A 19,630-nucleotide genomic window follows, 5' to 3' on the forward strand; every position below is an offset into this window, starting at 1 on the left:
AATGATTTACCAAGTTAGGATCGGCCCATGCGCCAGACGGTCTCGAAGAATACCCGCAACGGCAAACCTGCGCGGCGGGTCCTATTTTACAGTCATGACACTTTTGGGTTGGGGCACTTGCGCCGCTCGCGGGCACTGGCCGCTGCTTTGATGGATGGGGACGAAGACGCCTCGGCCATCATCCTGACCGGATCCCCTGTAGCAGGCCGGTTCACCTTCCCAAAAGGGGTCGACCACATCCGTCTGCCCGGCGTGACCAAGTTAGTTGACGGCAGCTATGTGGCGCAGTCGCTGCATCTTGATATCGACCAGGTAACCTCTTTGCGGGCCAACCTGATACGCACGGCCCTCGAGGAATATACCCCCGACCTGCTGATCGTCGACAAAGAGCCCACTGGCTTCCGCGGAGAGCTGCTGCCCAGCCTTGACTGGTTGCGCGAGAACGGCACGACCAAAGTCGTGCTTGGCCTGCGCGACGTATTGGACGAGCCGGATGTACTGGCCGCCGAATGGGAACGTAAAGGTGCCGTCGAAGCGGCAGAGAAATACTATGACGAAATCTGGGTCTATGGCATGCGAGACGTCTATGACCCGACCAAGGGTTTGCCCCTGTCACAGGCGGCGCACGACCGGATGCACTGGACAGGATATCTACGCCGCGAAGCCCCCGATGAAACACCCCCGGCCGAAGAGCCCTATGTGCTGATCACGCCGGGTGGCGGTGGTGACGGGGCGGCGATGGTGTCGCTTGTGCTGGACGCCTACGAGCAAGACCCCGACCTGACCCCCAATGCCAAGCTGATCTATGGGCCTTTCCTTTCGGGCGACGTGCGCGAAGCCTTTGATGCGCGGGTGGCCAAGCTGGGTGGACGCGTAACCGCGCTTGGCTTTGATAGCCGGATTGAGCAGTTGTATGTCGGTGCCGAGGGCGTGGTTTGCATGGGCGGCTATAACACCTTTTGCGAAGTGCTTTCCTTTGACAAACGCGCCGTGATCGTGCCCCGCACCGTGCCGCGCCTGGAACAATGGATCCGTGCCAGCCGTGCCGAAGAATTGGGGTTGGTCCGCATGCTTGACGAAACCCGCGACGGCATGACGCCACAAGCGATGATCGCCGCGATCCGCAACCTGCCCCATCAGAACAAACCATCCGAGGCGGGTGCGAACGGGCTGCTGGACGGGTTGGACGTGGTTGTCGAACGGGGCCGCGCCCTGATGGATGGTGCCGCATGAACAATACCCCTGCCCCCCTCGCCATTGTCGTCAAAGGCTGGCCGCGCCTGTCAGAGACGTTCATCGCGCAAGAGCTCGTCGCGCTGGAAGAAGCGGGATTGCGGTTTGACATATGGTCTTTGCGCCACCCGACCGATGTGAAGACCCACCCCTTGCACGACCGGCTGAAGGCGCGTGTGCGTTACTTGCCCGAATACCTGCGCGACGATCCCGAACGCGTGGCCGCAGCGCAGGAAGCCGCGCAATCCATGCCCGGCTACGCTGCCGCGTGGGATGTCTTCCAGCAGGATCTGGCACGCGATGACACGCCCAACCGGCGTCGCCGCTTTGGTCAGGCCTGTGTCATGGCCCACGAGCTGCCCGCCGACACGCGGGGCATCTATGCCCATTTCTTGCATACGCCCTCGTCTGTTGCGCGATACGCGGCGATCCTGCGCGGCCTCCCATGGAGCTTTTCTGCACACGCCAAGGACATCTGGACCTCGCCCGAGTGGGAGCTGCGCGAAAAGCTTGACCCCGCCAGTCACGGAGCCGCCTTCGGGGCCACCTGCACAGATTTCAACGCGCAACATCTGCGCAGTCTCTCTGGCGATCCCGACCGGATTGATCTGGTCTATCACGGGCTTGATCTGGCACGTTTCCCCGAACCGCCAACGCGAGTCCCGCGCGGCAAAAGCGACCCGTTCCAGATGATGTCGGTCGGGCGCATGGTAGAAAAGAAGGGCTTTGATAATCTGATCGACGCGCTGGCGCTGCTGCCAGACAGCTTTGACTGGCACTGGACCCACATCGGCGGCGGTGACCTGTCGGACACGATGAAGGCGCGGGCAGAGTCGCATGGAATCAACGACCGTATTACGTGGCGCGGGGCCTGCGACCAGCCAGAGGTGATCGACGCCATGCGGGCCGCCGACCTGTTCGTGCTGCCATCGCGTATTGCCAAAGACGGCGACCGCGACGGCCTGCCCAATGTGTTGATGGAGGCCGCGAGCCAGAAGCTCCCTATGCTCAGCACGCCAGTGTCAGCCATCCCCGAATTTATCACCAGCGGCAGTACCGGCATACTCAGCGATGACGCCCCCGCCGCCTTGGCCGATGCGATGCGGCGTTTCGCCGATGACCCTGCGCTTGGCCCGCGACTGGCCGACGCAGCCCACGACCGGCTGCACGCCGAATTCACCATGGCCCCCGGCATCCGTCAGCTGCACAAAAGGCTGACCGCAATGCTGGAACAGGGCGGCTGATGCAGCTCGCGTTCTACGCTCCGTTGAAATCGCCGGATCATCCGGTCCCGTCGGGGGATCGGGCGATGGCGCGGGGTTTGATCGCAGCGCTGAAACGCGGCGGCGCGGCCGTAGCGATGTCCAGCACCCTGCGCAGCCGCGACGGCGCAGGCGACAGCGCGGTTCAACGCGACCTCATTGACGCCGCACAGACCGAAATCACAAACGCAATCGCCCGCGGCCACGCCGAAGGCTGGCAGGCGTGGATCACCTATCACAATTACTACAAGGCCCCCGACCTCGTTGGCCCCGCTGTCACACGGGCCTTGGGCATTCCCTATTTGCTTGTCGAATCCAGTCGCGCGCGCAAACGTTTGACCGGTCCTTGGGCCGGTTTTGCCCAAGCCGCAGAGGCCGCCAGTGACGCGGCGGATGTGATTTTTTATCTGACCCACCGCGATGCCGAGACGCTGCGCCGCGACCAGACGCCCGACCAACGCCTTATCCATCTGCGCCCGTTTCTGGCGAAAGAAGCCTTGCCACCGCCCTCGACGCTGGACGGCGCCATGCTGGCCGTCGGCATGCTGCGCGGGGGGGACAAGCGCGCCTCTTACCAAATCATCGCCGACACGCTGGCGCTGCTTGCCCGTGACACCTGGCGTTTGGACATCGCAGGCGACGGCCCCGCCCGTGCAGAGATCGCGACATTGATGGCCCCCTTTGGCAACGCGGTCCGGTTTCTGGGCCAGCTCGATGCGCCGGCGATGGCACAGGCCTATCAACAGGCCGCGCTCTTGTTCTGGCCCGGTGTGAACGAGGCCTTTGGCTTGGCCTATCTGGAGGCGCAGGCCGCGGGTCTGCCCGTCGTGGCCCAAGACCGTCCCGGCGTGCGCGATGTTCTGGCCCCTGCCGCCTATCCCACGCCTCAGGACGGGGAAGCGCCGCTGGCATCCCAGATCACAGCGCTGCTGACGGATGACGCGATGCGCCAGCAACGCAGCACTGCCGCACGCGCCTTTGTCGCCGGCCAGCATTTGTTACCCTCGGCGACGGCGACCTTGCTGGCGGGGCTGGCCGAATGCGGGGTGCACCCGTGATCCGCCTTGCTCTCTTGCGCCACGGCCATACGGCGTGGAACCGCGCTGGCCGGATTCAGGGGCGCACGGATATCCCGCTGGACGACGAGGCGCGTGTGCAACTGGCCGCGCAACAGCTACCCGCGCCTTGGGACCGCGCTGATCTGGTATCAAGCCCCTTGACCCGCGCGGTTGAAACCGCCCAGCTTGTCGCAGCGCGCACGCCAGAGACCTCCTTTGCCCTAATGGAAATGAACTGGGGCCAATGGGAAGGGCTGCACGGCACCGACCTGAAGGCGGACCCGGCCGGTGGATTTCGCGACATCGAGGATTGGGGCTGGCACTATACCCCGCCGGACGGCGAAAGCCCCGATAGCCTGCGCAAACGACTGATCCCTTGGGCGGGCAGCCTGACCCGCGATACCGTTGCCGTCTGCCATATCGGCGTCATGCGCGTACTGCTGGCCCATGCGATCGGCTGGGACTTTGACGGCCCCGCCCCCTTTCAGATCAAACGCAACCGCTTATATCTCCTAGAGATTTCACCGAGCGGCTGGTCCGCCCTGCCCGCCCCGATCCGACTGGAGCCGCGCTTATGAAGGTTAGCATCGTCGTCACCCATCTGCTGGGCACCGGTCATCTGGCCCGCGCCCTGACCCTTGGCCGTGCCTATACGGCCGCGGGACACGATGTGCAGGTCGTCTCGGGTGGGATGCCTGCGCCACAGTTAGACAGGGATGGCGTTGATATGGTCCAATTGCCGCCCCTGCGGTCCGACGGGGTGGATTTCGCGCGTTTGTTGGATGATCGCGGGGACGTCGCCTCGGATGCGGTCATGACGGCACGACGCGAGATGCTGGTGACACATATCAAGTCTTCGCAGCCTGATCTTCTGATAACAGAGCTGTTCCCCTTTGGCCGCCGCACGCTCAAGGCAGAATTCGTCGCCCTTCTTGACGCTGCACAGGCGCTGCGCGTGCGGCCCCTGATCTGCGCTTCGGTTCGGGATATCCTCGCCCCGCCGTCAAAATCCGCCAAGGCGCAGCTGGCAGATGAGCTGATCGCGCAATACTATGACGCGGTGATGGTGCACGCAGACGGCGACGTCACACCGCTGTCGCTCAGCTGGCCGGTGTCACCCGCGTTGCAGGCCAAGCTGCGCTATACCGGCTTCGTTGCACCGCCCGCCGCCAGCCCCCATCCCGACCAGCTGGGTCACAATGAAATTATCGTCAGCGCTGGTGGCGGCGACGTGGGGACGCATGTCTTTGACACCTGCCTTGCTGCTGCTACGCGCGATCCGGATAGAGTGTGGCGCTTGCTGCTTGGCGGTCAGGACGCTGCGCGGCGCAGCGCCGAACTGATGCAGAATGCCCCCCCGAATGTCATGATCGAACCCGCCCGCCCCGAGTTCCGGCAGATGCTGTATCACGCCGCCGCTTCGGTGTCGCTGTGCGGGTACAACACTGCACTGGACGTGCTGCAAAGCGGGGTGCGCGCCGTGTTTGTGCCCTTTGATGCGGGCAATGAAGTTGAACAAGGGCTTCGGGCCGATGCCCTCGCCGCGCTGCCGGGGATCGAGGTGCTGCGAAGTGCGGCCCTTACGCCGGATGCGTTGCTGTCAACCTTACGCATGGTAATGGATGATGCGCCTCGCCCTGCACAGACCGACGGGTTTGACGGGGCGGCGATGACCGTCACCTTGACCGAACACATAAGAAAGTCAGCGCCATGACAGTGGATTGGACCAGTCTGGACACGGAGCTTGCCGTCTGGCGCGCGCAGGGGCTGACCCTGCCGCTCTGGTGGCGTGACGATGATGCCATTGCGCCGACGCCCGCGTTGGACCGTCTGGCTACAATGGCCGGTGACCTCTCACTCCCCGTGCATATCGCCGTGATCCCGAAACATGCAGACCCCGCGCTGGCACAACTTTGCCAAGAGCGCCCGCTGGTCCGCCCGCTGGTCCACGGCTGGCAACACATCAGCCACGCGCCCGAAGGGGCGAAAAAGGCAGAATTCGGCCACCCCCGCCCTGAAGCGGCACACGAGCTAACCCAAGGGTTAGACCGGATGCAAAGCCTGTTTGGCGACGACCTGCTGCCGATATTTGTGCCGCCGTGGAACAGGTTGGACGACGGGTTGCTGCCGGTTCTGGCGCAGGCGGGCTATGTCGGGGTGTCGACGTATCTGCCGCGCGTGAGCCGCATGGCAGCACCGGATCTGGTACAGATCAACACCCATATCGACCCGATTTACTGGCGCGGCACACGCGGGCTAGTTCCGCCAGAGACGCTGATCGCGACGATTACCAAACTGCTGCAAGACCGCCGCAGCGGGAGGACAGACCCGCACGAACCGCTAGGGTTTCTGACGCACCACCTTGTGCATGACGAAGATATCTGGGGGTTCACACACGCCTGTCTGTCGCGGTTGCTAGACGGTGGGGCGGTGCCGGCGGATATGCGCAGCCTGCCCTAATCGTTCGAAAAAAGGGGCGCTTGATGCGCCCCCTTTTTGAATAATCTGCCTTAGTTGTCCATCTTGAGCGCGGAAATGAACGCTTCCTGAGGGATGTCGACCTTGCCGAATTGGCGCATCTTTTTCTTACCCGCCTTCTGCTTGTCCAGCAGTTTGCGTTTGCGCGAGGCGTCGCCGCCGTAGCATTTCGCGGTCACATCCTTGCGCATTGCGCTCAGGGTTTCGCGCGCAATCACCTTGCCGCCGATGGCCGCTTGAATAGGGATCTTGAACATGTGGCGCGGGATCAGATCCTTGAGCTTTTCAACCATCGCACGGCCCCGCATTTCGGCACGGTCACGGTGCACCATGGTGCTGAGCGCATCAACGGGTTCGTCGTTCACCAGAATAGACATCTTGACCAGCGCATCCTCGCGGTAGCCGATCATCTGGTAGTCGAAAGAGGCATAGCCCTTGGTTACCGATTTCAGCCGGTCATAAAAGTCAAAGACGACTTCGTTCAGCGGAAGGTCATAGACCACCATGGCGCGGCTGCCCGCATAGGTCAGGTCAATCTGCATCCCGCGGCGGTCCTGACAGAGCTTCAGCACATCACCAAGATATTCATCGGGCACAAGGATCGTCGCTTTGATGCGCGGCTCTTCGATGTGATCGACAAAAGTCAGGTCGGGCATGTCGGCGGGGTTGTGCAACTGCTCGACCGTGCCGTCTTTCATGTGGATGTCATAGATAACCGACGGCGCGGTCGTGATCAGATCGATGTCATACTCGCGCTCGATCCGGTCGCGGATCACCTCGAGGTGCAGCAAGCCGAGGAAACCACAGCGGAAACCGAAACCAAGAGCGGCAGATGTTTCCATCTCGAAGCTGAACGAAGCGTCGTTCAGTGCCAGCTTTTCGATGCTGTCGCGCAGGTCTTCGAATTCGGCGGCGTCCACGGGGAACAGACCACAGAACACCACAGGCTGCGCCGGTTTAAAGCCCGGCAGCGGGGTTTCGGTGCCTTTTTTCTCGTGCGTAATCGTATCGCCGACCCGCGTGTCACGCACCTGTTTGATCGACGCGGTCAGGAACCCGATTTCACCGGGGTTGAGGCTGTCAATCTCGGTCATGGCGGGGCGGAAAACGCCGATGCGCTCAACATGGTGCACCGACCCGTTCTGCATCATGCGGATACGGTCGCCCTTTTTCAGCTGGCCATCCATAATCCGCACCAGAACGATCACACCCAGATAGCTGTCGTACCACGAATCCACCAGCATCGCCTTTAGGGGCGCGTCCTGCGTGCCCTTAGGCGCGGGCAGCTTGTGCACGATGGCTTCGAGCGTTTCGACAATGCCCTGACCCGTCTTGGCCGAGACACGGATCGCTTCGGAGGCATCGATGCCGATCACGTCTTCGATCTGTTCGGCAACACGGTCGCAGTCTGATGCGGGCAGGTCGATCTTGTTGAGAACCGGCACGATGTCATGATCCGCGTCAATCGCATGATAGACGTTGGCCAGCGTCTGCGCCTCTACGCCTTGGGTACTATCGACAACCAGCAGCGATCCTTCGACCGCGCGCATGGACCGCGAAACCTCGTAGGCAAAATCGACGTGACCGGGGGTATCGATCAAGTTGAGGACGTATTCCTCGCCATTCTTGGCGGTGTAATTGATCCGCACTGTCTGGGCCTTGATCGTGATCCCGCGCTCGCGCTCGATATCCATCGAGTCGAGCATCTGCGCCTTCATATCGCGCAGGGAAACGGTGTTCGTCTCTTGGATCAGGCGATCGGCGAGCGTGGATTTGCCATGATCGATGTGCGCGACGATGGAGAAATTGCGGATATGTGAAAGTGGTATCATGGATCAACGATATGGTGCGGATTCATGCGCTGGTCAATGGGCTGGATCGCCTGTTCCCGTTGATCCTTGGGGCAGCTGAGACTCATCGGCGGATTTACCTGCATTCTGATCGCGGCTGTCAAAGGGGGGATGCGATTTTTTCGCGGGCATCTGGCATGCAAATTCCGCATACCGCCGTTCGGGCCAATGTAGCAAGGCAGTTTGCAGTACCGGGCGGTACCCGCGCCCCACGCAAGGATGCAACACAGGCGTTTAGTATGGCTGCCTTACAGCTTTACCGCCCTCAGCTTCCTGTTAGAGGAACCTTCTCAAATGATCTGCACCCTCGCAGATCGGGCGAATAAGGAATTTTGAGATGAAGATGAAACACCCTCTTGGAACAGTGACCGTTGCAGCTCTTGGCTTGGCGTCGCTTCCCGCGTTGGCTCAGGCCCAAGAAGGCCCCGTCTGGGACGTTTACGGCCAGCTGAACTTTGGCGTTCTGAGCGTTGACGACGGCGTCGATACAAACACCACGTTTATCGACAACGATAACTCCAACAGCCGCGTCGGCCTGACCATGACCCAAGCGCTGCAAAACGGCTCTGAATTGCGCCTGACCTTCGAAGCGGGCCTTGGCCTGACCGGGTCTTCCGCCATCAACGGTTCCGACGACAGCCTGGACGTCGACTACCACCGCACCGAGCTGCGCAAGCTGGACCTGACCTACCGCACGCCAAACGCGGGCATTTTCTCGTTTGGTCAAGGCAGCACGTCGACTGACGGTTCCGCCGAAGCCGACTTCTCGCGTACCGGCGTTGCAGCCTATGTGGGCATCAGCGACATCGCGGGCAGCCAGCTGCTGCGTTTTGCAGACGGCACCCTGTCGTCCGTCGCAATCGGGGACACCAACGGGTCGTTTGATGGCAGCCGTCGTTTCCGCGTCCGCTATGACACCCCAGTCTTCAACGGCTTCTCTGCCTCCGTATCCTACGGTCAAGAAGTCCTGAGCTCGGGCAATGACAACGACTATTACGATGTTGGCACACGCTACGTTCAAGACTACGGCGACTATTCGGTCGACGCACGTCTGGGCTATTCGTTCCGTGACACCACCAATGATCTGGTCATGGGCTCCGCCGCTGTTCTGCACCAACCAACCGGTCTGAACCTTGCCGTTTCCGCTGGCCGCAAAGTCGCGGGTGACGCAGATTATGCTTACATTAAAGCAGGCATCACGCGCGATTACATCGCCGCGGGCGCGACATCCTTCTCGGTTGATTACTACAACGGCAACGACTTTGTCGTCGCAGGCTCCAGCACGTCTTCGGTTGGTGTCGCCGTTGTGCAGCGTCTTGATGCGTATAACACCGAACTTTACGCGACACACCGCAGCTATGACTTCGACGACTCGTCGGCCTCCTATCAGGATCTGGACGTGACCTTCGTCGGCGCACGCTGGAAGTTCTAAGCAAGATTCGCCTTTGCCCGATCCCTTCGGGCAAAGGCATTTCCGTTTGCATCATCAATCGTGAATTGCCCAACCTGCAGTTTTACGGCATAAATGCCAGCAGCAGTTAGGGCAGCCTCGGGATCAACCCGGCGTCCAAGAGATGAGGCAAAACGATGGTACGACTTTTCACGATTTTCTGTGTTGTTGGCACGCTGGCCGCTTGCGGTGGACCGCGCGGCTATAACCCCAGCGGCGGGCCGGGCCGGGGCGCTGTGCTCTTTGCCACGGGGCCGATTAATTCCGCATGCTTGCAGTCGGGTCGCAAACAGGCCAGCGTCGCACGCTGCGGATGCATTCAGGCCGTCGCCGACAGAGAGCTTTCCTCCTCCGATCAACGCCGCGGTGCGCGCGTATTCGACGACCCGCACACCCTGCAAGAGGCGCGCCAGTCGGACAGCAAAAGCGACAATGATTTCTGGGCCGTCTGGAAAGCCTACGGGCAGACCGCATCGACCCTGTGCAGCGCCACCTGAATATTTAACGCTCCGGCGGCAGGGGGACGCCCCCTGCCCTAGGGCTTTGTGCGCGTTGCCGGGCCGAAACGATCGATCAGGCGATCCTTGATCTGATCGCGGGCCGCCCGATACTGTTCTATCTTGGCGTCACGGGTTTCACCCAAGCCCGTCGGATCAAGAATTGGCCAATATTCCACCGTCAGATGATAAAAGCGTGTCAGCTCCAGCGCGCGGCGCTGGCTGGCAGGGCTCAGCGCGATGATCAGGTCAAACGAGCTTAGATCATCGCCCCAATTCTCCATCTCGTCAAAGCTGCGCGACCGATGGCGCGACAGTTCAACGTCCAGTTCTTGGCACACGGCGATCGAAAAACCGTCGATCTCGAGGTCGTTCATCACGCCGACGGATTGCACATAGGTGCCCGTGCCGTAGAACTTTTTCATCAACCCTTCGGCCATAGGCGACCGCACCGCGTTGTGATCGCAGCAAAACAGCACCGATTGGGGCAGTTTCTGGGTCATCTAGCCGCCGTAGTGCAGAACGCAGATCAAGGTGAACAGGCGGCGAGCCGTGTCGGTGTCGATCTCGGCCTTGCCTTCAAGCCGTTCTTGCAGCACCCGAGAGCCTTCGTTGTGAATCCCACGCCGCGCCATGTCGATGGTCTCGATCTGTGCTGGCGCTGATTTCTTGACGGCCTCAAAGTAGGATTCGCAAATCTGGAAGTAGTCTTTGACGACCTGCCGGAATGGCCCCAGCGACAGATGGAATTCTGCCGCCTTTTCAGCGGTTTCAGTGTTCACATCAAACACCAGCCGTTTGTCACGGATCGACAGTCCCAGATGGTACGGCCCCTGTGGCACAGGACGGTCGTCGCGCACTGGCAGGGTAAAAACGTTATCCTCCAGCAGGTCAAACATCGCGACCTTGCGCTCTTGTTCTATCTCGGGCGTGGGTGGGGGCAGGTTCGCGTCGTCAAGCGCAATATGCGTGATCCGGGACATGGGGACGTCTCATTTAGTGTCAATCCCGCCGACCTTAGACCGGGCGGCGGGGTTCTACAATTGGCATCGGCAGACCGAACATGGGGCCGTTGCGTCAGTCGTTCAATTTGCGCAACCGCGCGGTAACCGACAATCCGTGTGCCTCGAGGCTTTCGGATCGCGCCAGTCGTTCTGCCGACGGGCCAATGGCGCGCAACGCATCCGGTGTCATCCGCGCCAAAGTCGTCCGCTTCATGAAATCCAGCACGGACAGCCCGCTGGAAAACCGTGCAGAGCGTGCCGTGGGCAGCACATGGTTCGGCCCGCCAACGTAATCGCCAATCGCTTCTGGCGTCCACTGCCCAAGGAAGATTGCGCCCGCATGGGTGATTTTCGCGCTCAGCGCATCCACATCCGCGACGCAAAGTTCAAGGTGCTCAGGCGCGATACGGTTGCTCAGCTTTGCTGCCGTCGCCACATCCGGCACGGTGATAATCGCCCCGTTCTCGCGCCAGCTGGTGCCCGCAATCGCGCGCCGTTCCAGCGTTTCCAGTCGGGCATCTACGGCATCCGATACAGCACGGCCAAAAGCGGGGTCTGTGGTGATCAGGATCGACTGGGCGCTTTCATCGTGCTCGGCCTGGCTGAGCAGATCAAGTGCGATCCAATCGGCGTCATTATCCCCATCCGCGATCACAAGAATTTCTGACGGCCCCGCGATCATATCGATGCCAACCTTGCCGAACACCCGCCGTTTCGCGGCAGCAACATAGGCGTTGCCGGGGCCGGTGATCTTGTCGACGGGCGGGATCGTGTCGGTCCCATAGGCCAGCGCGGCCACCGCCTGCGCCCCGCCGATGCGGTAGATTTCATCGACGCCCGCCAGCCGTGCGGCCAACAGCACCAGCGGGTTCAAAACCCCATCCGGCGTGGGCACAACCATCGCAAGCCGTTCGACGCCCGCAACCTTGGCAGGGATCGCATTCATCAAAACAGAGGACGGATAGCTCGCCAGACCGCCCGGCACATAAAGCCCTGCGGCAGAAACCGCGCTCCACCGCCAGCCGAGCGTTGCACCCGTGTCGTCTTGCCATTCGGCATCCTCGGGCAATTGGCGCGCGTGGTAGGCGCGGATACGCGCGGCGGCAAGCTCAAGCGCGGCGCGGTCCTCGGTCGATACTTCGGCGACGGCTGCGTCAACTTCGGCTACCGTGATGCGCAGGGTCTCGGGCGTCAGGGCGATACGGTCGAATTTCTTGGTCAGTGCGATCACAGCGACATCACCCGACGCGCGAACCTGCGAGATAATGTCGGCGACCGTGTCGTCCACATCGGGACTGTCTTCGCGTTTGGCCGACAGCAGTGCTGTAAACGCCTGTTCAAAATCGGGCTGATCAAAGTCAAGGAATTGGGGCATCGGATGTCCTTTGCGCGGCGCAATGGGCTTTGAAGAATCGTCGCACAGTCAGGCTGCGCGACGAGGGACAAGAAAGAACGCTTAGGCCGGATGTTCCGGAAGCTTGCGTGACGGGGCCGCATAGGGGCGCGTCACATCTTTCAACGTCACATCCAGCGCTTCGACGGTCAGACGAATCACGCCATCCCCTGCAAGGGTCAGCAGCACGTCACCCGATGGCGCGTCGGTTTCGGTGAATTCGATCTGCAACAGCGACAGGATGGTATCCGCATCGCCCTTGTTCACGCCCTGGCTTGAGACGCGCTGCACGTTGCTGAACATCAAAATGGTTTGCACCCGCTCAGGGACGTGACGCGACTTGCCGGCGTCCTCCCAGCGAACGCGGTTCAGCAGCAAGGCAAAGCGCCCTTCCTTTTGCAGCCAACGCATTTCCGACCCCGGAAACACAGCATCCTGCGCCAGCGACGAGATCACCTTGAGGTCTTCGACGTCCAACGCGCCGAGGTTCAGCGGGGCTTCGCGCCCGTCTTCGAAACGTGCATCTTCGGTCATTCTTTGATCCGTTCAATATTTGCGCCCACGCCGCGCAGTTTTGCCACCACATGTTCGTACCCGCGATCCAGATGATAAACGCGGCTGACGCGTGTTTCACCTTCGGCGGCCATACCGGCAAGGATCAACGAGATCGACGCCCGCAAATCGGTCGCCATCACCGGCGCACCTTTCAACTTTTTGACGCCATGAACAGTCGCGGTGCCACCATGGACTTCAATATTTGCCCCCATGCGGATCAGCTCCGGCGCGTGCATAAAGCGGTTCTCAAAGATTTTCTCTTCCAGCACCGAAGTGCCGTCCGCCGTACAGAGCAGCGCCATCATCTGCGCCTGCAGGTCGGTTGGAAAGCCCGGGAAAGGTTCGGTCGTCACATCAACTGCGCTGATTACACCATTGCGCCGCGCGACCTTGAGTCCCTTGTCGGTCTCGGTCACATCGATCCCTGCGGCATCCAGCTTTTCACAAAAGGCCGATAGCAGGTTGATGCGCCCGCCAAGCAGTTCGACTTCGCCGCCGCACATCGCGGGGGCAAGCATATAGGTGCCCAGTTCGATCCGGTCGGTCACAACCCGGTGGGTGGCACCATGCAGACGGTCCACGCCCTGAATCTCGATCCGGCTGGTGCCGTCGCCGTCAATCTGTGCGCCCATAGCGCGCAGGCAGTCGGCAAGGTCCACGATCTCGGGCTCGCGGGCGGCGTTGTTGATCACCGTCGTCCCCTTGGCCAACGTCGCAGCCATCATGATGTTTTCTGTGGCCCCGACAGAGGCAAACGGAAAGTCGATAACCGCACCTTTCAAGGCCCCGCCTTGCGCCTTGGCATGCAGATACCCGTCGCGCAGGTCGATTTCAGCGCCCATCAGCGCAAGACCATCAGTGTGAATGTCCATCGGACGCGCACCGATCGCGCACCCCCCGGGCAATGACACCTGCGCGTGCCCTTCGCGGGCCAACAGCGGGCCAAGCACAAGGTTCGACGCCCGCATCTTGCGCACGATGTCATATTCGGCGCGTGTGTTGATCTCTCCGTGGCATGACATCGCCAGAACCTGACCGTCCTGCATCGACGTCACCTCTGCGCCCAGGGACCGCAGCAATTCGGTCATCGTGCGAATATCGGACAGGCGCGGCGCGTTGGTCAGCGTCAGCGGCTCTTCGGACAGAAGGGTCGCGGGCATCAACGTCAGACAGGCGTTCTTGGCCCCCGCAATCGGAATTTGTCCGGACAGCTCACCGCCGCCTTTGACCACAATAGAATCCATCCTTCAGCCTTCCTTGCTTTGGCCGGTCGGGCCGTTATCTGTCTGCGTGCTATCATTCTGCGCGTCGTCGCTTTGGGTTTTGTCGTTGCGCGCACGCGCTTGTGCCTTGCGTCGGCCCATATTGGCTTTCAGCGCGGCCTTTAGCCTGTCTTCCCGCAATTCATTGGGTTTTGGCGGCTTTTGAGGGGCGGTATCCTTTGACATGTCGATTGTCTAGCGTAGCGAACCGATATGGTCCAGATTACGCTTGCACCATATTGCGAATGGGGCTAATCACCCGCCCACAGTGCTGGAGTAGCTCAGTGGTAGAGCGCGTCATTGGTAATGACGAGGTCGGGAGTTCAATCCTCCCCTTCAGCACCAGATCCCCCTGAATGATCATATCTTATTGCCTTTGCCTCTGCTCAGCTTTCGCAGCTGAGTTGCCCATCTGATCGGCGTTCCGCTGACCGGCTACTGATCCATGCCGTGCACACTCTCGCGAATCGCCGCTGGAATAAAAAAACCCCGACCACTTGCGCAGACGGGGTCTCAATTTCCACGTTATGCGGATTAACCGCGGTATGTCAGACCGGCAAACAAGCGGCCTTGGTCGCGGTGACGGCCACCGTGGACAGACCCTGCAACCGATGCGACACCGGCGATCAACGACGCAGCAGCCAGAACGAAGGCTGCCAGAATGGCCGCGTTACGGGCCGCCTGAGCTGCATCGATTGCAGCTTCTTTCGCCGCTTCAGCAGCTTGCTCGGCTTCGGCCTTGGCTGCGGCGATTGCCTCTTCGGCCTTCTGGCGCGCTTCCTGCGCTTCGGTCACGACCGTATCGACACGTTTCTTCGCCTGTGCTTGTGTCAGATCGGTACGTGCAGCGACGGCACCGGCAAGATAGGTCCGATCCTCTTCGCTCACTTCACCCGTGCGGTAGACATTTGCCATGATGCTGGCTGTCTGCTGTGCCAGCTCTTCTGGATCAGCGGTGGTCGGGTTAACCTGATTTGGACGCAAAAGCTGGTTCGACAGATAGTCGGTCGGATCATTCTTTGCCTCGTCCGGAATCGCCGCACCAGCAGCATCAGCCAGACCGGCTGCAGCACCGCCCACGGCAGAGCCCGCAGCTTCCACAACAGTACCGGCTGCTTTGCCTGCACCAGCAGCAACATTGCCTGCGGTGTTGGCGGCAAATGTAAAGGCAGTGGACAGCATAACGGCAGTGATAACCGACCCGAGGCCCCAAACAACCAGACCATTGATGCCGTCACGTGCAGTCACTTCGTCTTCCGTCGCGCTTTCAACACGGCGGCGCATACGGCCAGCGATATAGCCCCCTGCTAGGTAAGACGCGATCAGCGTGATCACCAGCCACAGCGCCGTCAGCACCAGTTCAAGTGTGGAAGAATTGTCTGTCCCGTCCAGCGTGATCGACGACAGGCCAAGCGCCGCGCCAAAGCTGGTCAGCAACAGGCCAATGGCCACAGCGACAACGGTACCTGCGAAAATTGCAGGCCAGTCGACATATGATCCGTCGGGTGTTTTGTCAGTAAGTGTCGTATTCATGTAATTGCCTCCCCGGCATTGAATTACGCTAGGCCGATGAGCGAAAGAACCGCCATGACAACAACCACAAGACCTACGAGATAAATGATACCGCCCATTAGAAATAATCCTCTGTTAGCGCCCGCGCGACATACGCAGGCTTCAGAGGGGGAACGTCATGGAACCGGCAAAGTTCCGCCAGTTGCTCAAATATTCGACGTGTCCCATGACACAGGGGGAATACCCGCCTAGGGGTCACCCTGCCATTTGCCGTCAAAGATCATTTCGCCCACGGGGAGCCGCTTGCTCCAGCCCTTCACCTCAAGCTCGGGCGTTTGATACATCTCGTCGACGTGCCCCAGACACAGGTAGCCGACGATCTCTATGCGGTCGGGGATACCCAGCAAGCTGCGCAAATCCGCATCGTGGAACACGCTGACCCACCCCATGCCGATGCCTTCGGCGCGCGCGGCAAGCCAAAGGTTCTGGATCGCGCAGACGGTGCTATAAAGGTCCATACTTTGATTGTGGGTGCGGCCCAGTACCACCTTGCCGCCGCGGCTGCGATCACAGGTCACGCATATATTGACGGGAGCCTTGCGTATGCCTTCGAGCTTGAGCGACCGGTAGGTCGTCTGCCGATCCCCCTCGAACATCTGGGCGGCTTCCTCGTTTGCGGTGTTGAAGGCCTGCCAGACCTGATCGCGCGCCTGCTGGTCGCGGATCACGATGAAATTCCACGGTTGTGACAGGCCGACCGAGGGCGCGTGGTGCGCGGCGGTCAAAATTCGGTGCAGGACATCGTCTGCAACGGGATCGGGCAAGAACTGATCGCGCACATCACGGCGGGTAAAGATTGCCTTGTACACGGCGTCGCGTTCAGCATCTGAGAAAGGCGCGGCGGGTGCCAGCGCGGACGATATCGGCATTGTTCATTCCCCAACAATACATTTCTTCGCCTATCCCGCTGTCCACGCGGGGCAAGCTGTACTGTCTGGCCGGTCTTCTGACTTAGGGTCGTCTGGTCTGCACGCCTTCCCGGATATCTCCAGTGGCCTAGGCGCAAACCATCCCCATTACAGCGTTGGGCACGTGCAGGACTTTCACCCGCTTCCCGATTCTTCCGCCACGCGGACACCAGACCGTCCTATTGGGCCACGGCTATCCGCCCGGAACAAGCCCTATCGCGGGATCAACTGCGTTTGGTCGCGAAAATCTTTCTCATGACGGCGTCAAACTCGTTCCATGAAATGACCGCCTTATTGCCGGCATAGCCGTGATAATAGGACCGCCCGCTAGCAGTGGGAAACCCGGCCCAGATACGCGCAAGGTTTTCCATAAAGCGGTGGCGGCTGATCTCGCCCTTCTTGAAGGACACGAACCCTGCATCAGCCAAGAGAATATCCGCCAGCCCGTCCTGCAGCTTTGGCGTAAAGCGGTCGTTTTTGCTGAGCCCTGCCTGACGCACAAGGCTGCGCAAGGTGGCAGGTATGAACTGATACCGCCCAATGGCGTGTTGCTGTCCGGGTGTGCGGTCGATCCAGCGATAGATTTCGCCGATGGTCATCTGTGTCGGGCGCTGCGGCGGCAGGCGCTTGGCCCCGTACTGCACGGCGTCGTACCCTTTGGGGCCGGCCTCGGCCCAAGCAATGAGGCTTTTGAGGTCAGCCGCAGTGCTGACACCGCTGAACGCCTGAAAGGAACGGCTGCGGCTGCTGATGGTGGGGGTACGAGCCTGCGCTTTGGGCTGGACCTTGTGGCGCAGTTTGATCTGCCCCTGTCCCGCGGATTGCATGGCGTTAAACGAAATATCGCTTTGCATGGCCGACCGGGCCCCCGAGAGGCTGAAACTATCAGCGCTGGCAGCGGTGGCGGCCATCAGTGCGGCCGTGGCAAGAATTGGCAGTGTGTGTGTAACTTTCATGTCATCCCCCATGATGAAAAATTGTCATGGACCTATCGTGACCGCTGACGGCTGCGCTTTCATTTGCGCAAGCAGGTGGGTCGGGGGCATCGACGGATAGGGGGCGGTATCTTTTGGGATAGAGGGCTATCCCGCCGTGCGGTTGCCCCCTTCGTTCAGACGGGATTTGGCGGCGCGACACGTCAGACCGCCCGCCGCGAACGTCTGGCACCCAAACAGGGGATTCGCGGTAAATCGGGGTAAAAACGTATACCCCATGACCCCCTTCCGAGCCGTCAAGCCTGCTTTCAGAACCTAAGCCATGATATTCACTTGCTTAATCCGACCCGCAACGGTGGCTGTTTTGTCGGAGTTGCGCTATGTTCGGTCGCATATACTTTAGAATGGAGTGCATCTCATGACGGATGAAACGTCGCCGGGTATCCCGACACCCGACGGGGCCGCTGCCGTAATCGATACCGATTACGAGATTGGCCAAGACAACAAAGAAGGCAGCGTCGGGCCCTTCGGCTTTGACATTCACAACCCGGTCTTTGCGATCTCGGGCGTGTTCATCATCGCCTTTGTTTTCTACACGCTCGCCTTGCCCGAACACTCGGGCGCATTGTTCACCTGGCTGTTTTCGTCAGTGACAAAGGGCTTTGACTGGTTCTTTATCTCTGCCGGCAACGTGTTTGTAATTTTCTGCCTGATGCTGATTGTCACGCCTTTGGGTCGTGTGCGTCTTGGCGGTGCGGATGCGATCCCCGACTATACCTACCTTGGGTGGTTCTCGATGCTATTCGCAGCGGGCATGGGCATCGGTCTGATGTTCTATGGTGTCTCCGAACCGCTGTCGCATTTCTCAAGCTCTATGGGCGGCACCGCTTTGGGCGAAGATGGGCTGCGCAGCGATTGGGCACCTTTGGGTGGAGCGGCAGGCGATCAGGTCGAAGCGACACGTCTGGGCATGGCGGCAACGATCTATCACTGGGGTCTGCATCCTTGGGCGATCTATGCCGTCGTGGGTCTGGCGCTGGCGTTGTTCAGCTATAACAAGGGTCTTCCCCTGACCATCCGCTCTGCGTTTTACCCGATCTTGGGCGAACGTGTTTGGGGCTGGCCGGGTCACCTGATCGACATCCTTGCGGTATTTGCCACGCTCTTTGGCTTGGCGACTTCGCTGGGTCTCGGTGCCACGCAAGCCAACGCGGGTCTGAACGAGCTCTTTGGCCTGCCAGTCGGCCCGACGGCTCAGGTTCTGTTGATTACCGGTATCACCGCGATTGCGACAGTATCTGTGCTGCGCGGCTTGGACGGCGGCGTCAAAATCCTGTCCGAGATCAACATGGGTCTGGCGTTCCTGCTGCTGGTGTTCGTGCTTCTGGTGGGGCCGACATGGGCGATCCTGTCGACCTTTGGGTCATCCCTGGTGGCATATGCCGAATACCTGCCTGCCCTGTCCAACCCCGTTGGCCGTGAAGACGTGAACTTTATGCAAGGCTGGACATCGTTCTACTGGGCATGGTGGATCAGCTGGTCGCCTTTCGTGGGTATGTTTATCGCCCGCGTAAGCCGTGGCCGTTCCGTGCGTGAATTCCTCACCTGCGTCTTGCTAATCCCAAGCGTGGTCTGCGTTTTGTGGATGAGCGTCTTTGGTGGCATAGCGATCGACCAAGTGGTCAGCGACGGCTACACCGCCGCGCAAGATGCAGAGCTGCCGCGCCAGTTGTTCGCGATGCTTGATGCGCTGCCCCTCGCCGGGATCACATCGCTGATCGGCATTGTGCTGGTCATCGTGTTCTTTGTGACCTCGTCGGACTCCGGCTCGCTGGTGATCGACACGATCACGGCAGGCGGCAAAGTCGATGCGCCCGTGCCACAGCGCGTGTTCTGGTGCATCTTCGAAGGTGCGGTCGCGATCGTGCTGCTGCTTTCGGCAGGCGGGCTCAAATCCTTGCAGTCGATGGTTATCTCGACCGGTTTGCCGTTCACCGTGGTTCTGCTGTTCTTGTGCTATGCCATCATTCGTGGCCTGCTCGACGAGATGAAGTCGCAGTAACACCTGAACCTGATGCGTTCATTATCTGAGCGCCGACAAGATCAATACCCCCCGTGGCCCTGCGCTGCGGGGGGTATTTTTATGCCCCGCCTCGGGGCAATATCACTGGCA

Annotated in this window: 19 protein-coding genes, 1 tRNA gene and 1 riboswitch; of the genes, 10 read left to right on the forward strand and 10 right to left on the reverse strand. The window is 60.6% G+C overall.

Annotation, left to right across the window (positions count from 1 at the left end):
- Positions 1–27 precede the first annotated feature (27 nt).
- From E5180_RS09150 to E5180_RS09175, 6 genes are read left to right on the forward strand one after another with little or no spacing between them, the layout of a single operon-like run.
- Positions 28–1,233: a glycosyltransferase family protein gene (locus E5180_RS09150; protein WP_138924109.1), complete on the forward strand. Its 1,206-nt coding sequence runs from the start codon at positions 28–30 to the stop codon at positions 1,231–1,233.
- Positions 1,230–2,477 carry a glycosyltransferase family 4 protein gene (locus E5180_RS09155; RefSeq protein ID WP_138924110.1) on the forward strand — a complete coding sequence of 416 codons (1,248 nt, stop codon included), beginning with the start codon at positions 1,230–1,232 and terminating at the stop codon, positions 2,475–2,477. The genes E5180_RS09150 and E5180_RS09155 overlap by 4 nt, the downstream gene beginning before the upstream one ends.
- The gene (locus tag E5180_RS09160) at positions 2,477–3,553 is read left to right on the forward strand and encodes a glycosyltransferase family 4 protein (RefSeq protein WP_368074011.1); all 1,077 of its coding nucleotides are present in this window, start codon (positions 2,477–2,479) and stop codon (positions 3,551–3,553) included. Before E5180_RS09155 ends, E5180_RS09160 begins: the two co-directional genes overlap by 1 nt.
- On the forward strand, positions 3,550–4,131 hold the full coding sequence (locus E5180_RS09165; RefSeq protein ID WP_138924111.1) for a histidine phosphatase family protein: 582 nt from the start codon (positions 3,550–3,552) through the stop codon (positions 4,129–4,131). The genes E5180_RS09160 and E5180_RS09165 overlap by 4 nt, the downstream gene beginning before the upstream one ends.
- Complete coding sequence (locus E5180_RS09170) at positions 4,128–5,267, forward strand: glycosyltransferase family protein (protein ID WP_138924112.1); 1,140 nt, start codon at positions 4,128–4,130, stop codon at positions 5,265–5,267. The genes E5180_RS09165 and E5180_RS09170 overlap by 4 nt, the downstream gene beginning before the upstream one ends.
- Positions 5,264–6,013, forward strand: a complete 750-nt coding sequence (locus tag E5180_RS09175; protein ID WP_138924113.1) for a polysaccharide deacetylase family protein — start codon at positions 5,264–5,266, stop codon at positions 6,011–6,013. Before E5180_RS09170 ends, E5180_RS09175 begins: the two co-directional genes overlap by 4 nt.
- A 50-nt stretch (positions 6,014–6,063) precedes the next feature.
- Here E5180_RS09175 and lepA read toward each other — a convergent pair whose 3' ends face one another.
- Complete coding sequence (lepA, locus tag E5180_RS09180; protein ID WP_138924114.1) at positions 6,064–7,863, reverse strand: translation elongation factor 4; 1,800 nt, start codon at positions 7,861–7,863, stop codon at positions 6,064–6,066.
- 355 nt (positions 7,864–8,218) lie between these two features.
- On the opposite strand from lepA, the gene E5180_RS09185 reads away from it, so the two are divergent.
- Both E5180_RS09185 and E5180_RS09190 read left to right on the forward strand, forming a co-directional pair.
- Entirely contained in the window at positions 8,219–9,313 is a 1,095-nt protein-coding gene (locus E5180_RS09185; protein WP_138924115.1) for a porin, read from the forward strand.
- Between the two features lie 155 nt (positions 9,314–9,468).
- Entirely contained in the window at positions 9,469–9,828 is a 360-nt protein-coding gene (locus tag E5180_RS09190; RefSeq protein ID WP_138924116.1) for a hypothetical protein, read from the forward strand.
- Between the two features lie 38 nt (positions 9,829–9,866).
- Here the strand turns inward: E5180_RS09190 and E5180_RS09195 are convergent, their stop codons facing one another.
- The 6 genes from E5180_RS09195 to E5180_RS09220 form a co-directional block, all read right to left on the reverse strand.
- The gene (locus E5180_RS09195; RefSeq protein WP_138924117.1) at positions 9,867–10,331 is read right to left on the reverse strand and encodes an arsenate-mycothiol transferase ArsC; all 465 of its coding nucleotides are present in this window, start codon (positions 10,329–10,331) and stop codon (positions 9,867–9,869) included.
- Positions 10,332–10,811, reverse strand: coding sequence for a UPF0262 family protein (locus E5180_RS09200; protein ID WP_138924118.1), 480 nt, complete (start codon positions 10,809–10,811; stop codon positions 10,332–10,334). It abuts the gene before it with no gap.
- A 94-nt stretch (positions 10,812–10,905) separates the two neighbouring features.
- Entirely contained in the window at positions 10,906–12,207 is a 1,302-nt protein-coding gene (gene hisD, locus E5180_RS09205) for a histidinol dehydrogenase (protein WP_138924119.1), read from the reverse strand.
- Positions 12,208–12,288: 81 nt separating this feature from the next.
- Positions 12,289–12,759: a DUF2948 family protein gene (locus tag E5180_RS09210; protein ID WP_138924120.1), complete on the reverse strand. Its 471-nt coding sequence runs from the start codon at positions 12,757–12,759 to the stop codon at positions 12,289–12,291.
- Positions 12,756–14,024: a UDP-N-acetylglucosamine 1-carboxyvinyltransferase gene (murA, locus tag E5180_RS09215; protein ID WP_138924121.1), complete on the reverse strand. Its 1,269-nt coding sequence runs from the start codon at positions 14,022–14,024 to the stop codon at positions 12,756–12,758. The genes E5180_RS09210 and murA overlap by 4 nt, the downstream gene beginning before the upstream one ends.
- A 3-nt stretch (positions 14,025–14,027) precedes the next feature.
- Complete coding sequence (locus E5180_RS09220; protein WP_138924122.1) at positions 14,028–14,228, reverse strand: hypothetical protein; 201 nt, start codon at positions 14,226–14,228, stop codon at positions 14,028–14,030.
- An 84-nt stretch (positions 14,229–14,312) separates the two neighbouring features.
- Here E5180_RS09220 and E5180_RS09225 point away from each other — a divergent pair.
- Positions 14,313–14,387 (forward strand) — tRNA-Thr (locus E5180_RS09225).
- A 189-nt stretch (positions 14,388–14,576) separates the two neighbouring features.
- Here the strand turns inward: E5180_RS09225 and E5180_RS09230 are convergent.
- The 3 genes from E5180_RS09230 to E5180_RS09240 form a co-directional block, all read right to left on the reverse strand.
- On the reverse strand, positions 14,577–15,575 hold the full coding sequence (locus E5180_RS09230) for a hypothetical protein (RefSeq protein WP_138924123.1): 999 nt from the start codon (positions 15,573–15,575) through the stop codon (positions 14,577–14,579).
- Positions 15,576–15,802: 227 nt separating this feature from the next.
- Positions 15,803–16,483 carry a 5,6-dimethylbenzimidazole synthase gene (gene bluB / locus E5180_RS09235; RefSeq protein WP_138924124.1) on the reverse strand — a complete coding sequence of 227 codons (681 nt, stop codon included), beginning with the start codon at positions 16,481–16,483 and terminating at the stop codon, positions 15,803–15,805.
- A 50-nt stretch (positions 16,484–16,533) separates the two neighbouring features.
- A riboswitch (cobalamin riboswitch) is annotated at positions 16,534–16,711 on the reverse strand.
- Between the two features lie 35 nt (positions 16,712–16,746).
- On the reverse strand, positions 16,747–17,478 hold the full coding sequence (locus E5180_RS09240) for a hypothetical protein (protein ID WP_254700445.1): 732 nt from the start codon (positions 17,476–17,478) through the stop codon (positions 16,747–16,749).
- A gap of 397 nt (positions 17,479–17,875) precedes the next feature.
- On the opposite strand from E5180_RS09240, the gene E5180_RS09245 reads away from it, so the two are divergent.
- Positions 17,876–19,519 (forward strand): BCCT family transporter, encoded by a 1,644-nt coding sequence (locus tag E5180_RS09245; RefSeq protein WP_138924126.1) that lies wholly within the window; start codon positions 17,876–17,878, stop codon positions 19,517–19,519.
- The last annotated feature ends 111 nt before the right edge of the window (positions 19,520–19,630 follow it).

Source organism: Sulfitobacter sp. BSw21498 (assembly GCF_006064855.1).
GTDB lineage: Bacteria > Pseudomonadota > Alphaproteobacteria > Rhodobacterales > Rhodobacteraceae > Sulfitobacter.

Coding starts and splice junctions, on each gene's coding strand:
- E5180_RS09150 (WP_138924109.1), top strand. CDS start 28: ATGCGCCAGACGGTCTCGAAGAATACCCGCAACGGCAAACCTGCGCGG.
- E5180_RS09155 (WP_138924110.1), top strand. CDS start 1,230: ATGAACAATACCCCTGCCCCCCTCGCCATTGTCGTCAAAGGCTGGCCG.
- E5180_RS09160 (WP_368074011.1), top strand. CDS start 2,477: ATGCAGCTCGCGTTCTACGCTCCGTTGAAATCGCCGGATCATCCGGTC.
- E5180_RS09170 (WP_138924112.1), top strand. CDS start 4,128: ATGAAGGTTAGCATCGTCGTCACCCATCTGCTGGGCACCGGTCATCTG.
- E5180_RS09175 (WP_138924113.1), top strand. CDS start 5,264: ATGACAGTGGATTGGACCAGTCTGGACACGGAGCTTGCCGTCTGGCGC.
- lepA (WP_138924114.1), bottom strand. CDS start 7,863: ATGATACCACTTTCACATATCCGCAATTTCTCCATCGTCGCGCACATC.
- E5180_RS09185 (WP_138924115.1), top strand. CDS start 8,219: ATGAAGATGAAACACCCTCTTGGAACAGTGACCGTTGCAGCTCTTGGC.
- E5180_RS09190 (WP_138924116.1), top strand. CDS start 9,469: ATGGTACGACTTTTCACGATTTTCTGTGTTGTTGGCACGCTGGCCGCT.
- E5180_RS09195 (WP_138924117.1), bottom strand. CDS start 10,331: ATGACCCAGAAACTGCCCCAATCGGTGCTGTTTTGCTGCGATCACAAC.
- E5180_RS09200 (WP_138924118.1), bottom strand. CDS start 10,811: ATGTCCCGGATCACGCATATTGCGCTTGACGACGCGAACCTGCCCCCA.
- hisD (WP_138924119.1), bottom strand. CDS start 12,207: ATGCCCCAATTCCTTGACTTTGATCAGCCCGATTTTGAACAGGCGTTT.
- E5180_RS09210 (WP_138924120.1), bottom strand. CDS start 12,759: ATGACCGAAGATGCACGTTTCGAAGACGGGCGCGAAGCCCCGCTGAAC.
- murA (WP_138924121.1), bottom strand. CDS start 14,024: ATGGATTCTATTGTGGTCAAAGGCGGCGGTGAGCTGTCCGGACAAATT.
- E5180_RS09220 (WP_138924122.1), bottom strand. CDS start 14,228: ATGTCAAAGGATACCGCCCCTCAAAAGCCGCCAAAACCCAATGAATTG.
- E5180_RS09230 (WP_138924123.1), bottom strand. CDS start 15,575: ATGAATACGACACTTACTGACAAAACACCCGACGGATCATATGTCGAC.
- bluB (WP_138924124.1), bottom strand. CDS start 16,483: ATGCCGATATCGTCCGCGCTGGCACCCGCCGCGCCTTTCTCAGATGCT.
- E5180_RS09240 (WP_254700445.1), bottom strand. CDS start 17,478: ATGAAAGTTACACACACACTGCCAATTCTTGCCACGGCCGCACTGATG.
- E5180_RS09245 (WP_138924126.1), top strand. CDS start 17,876: ATGACGGATGAAACGTCGCCGGGTATCCCGACACCCGACGGGGCCGCT.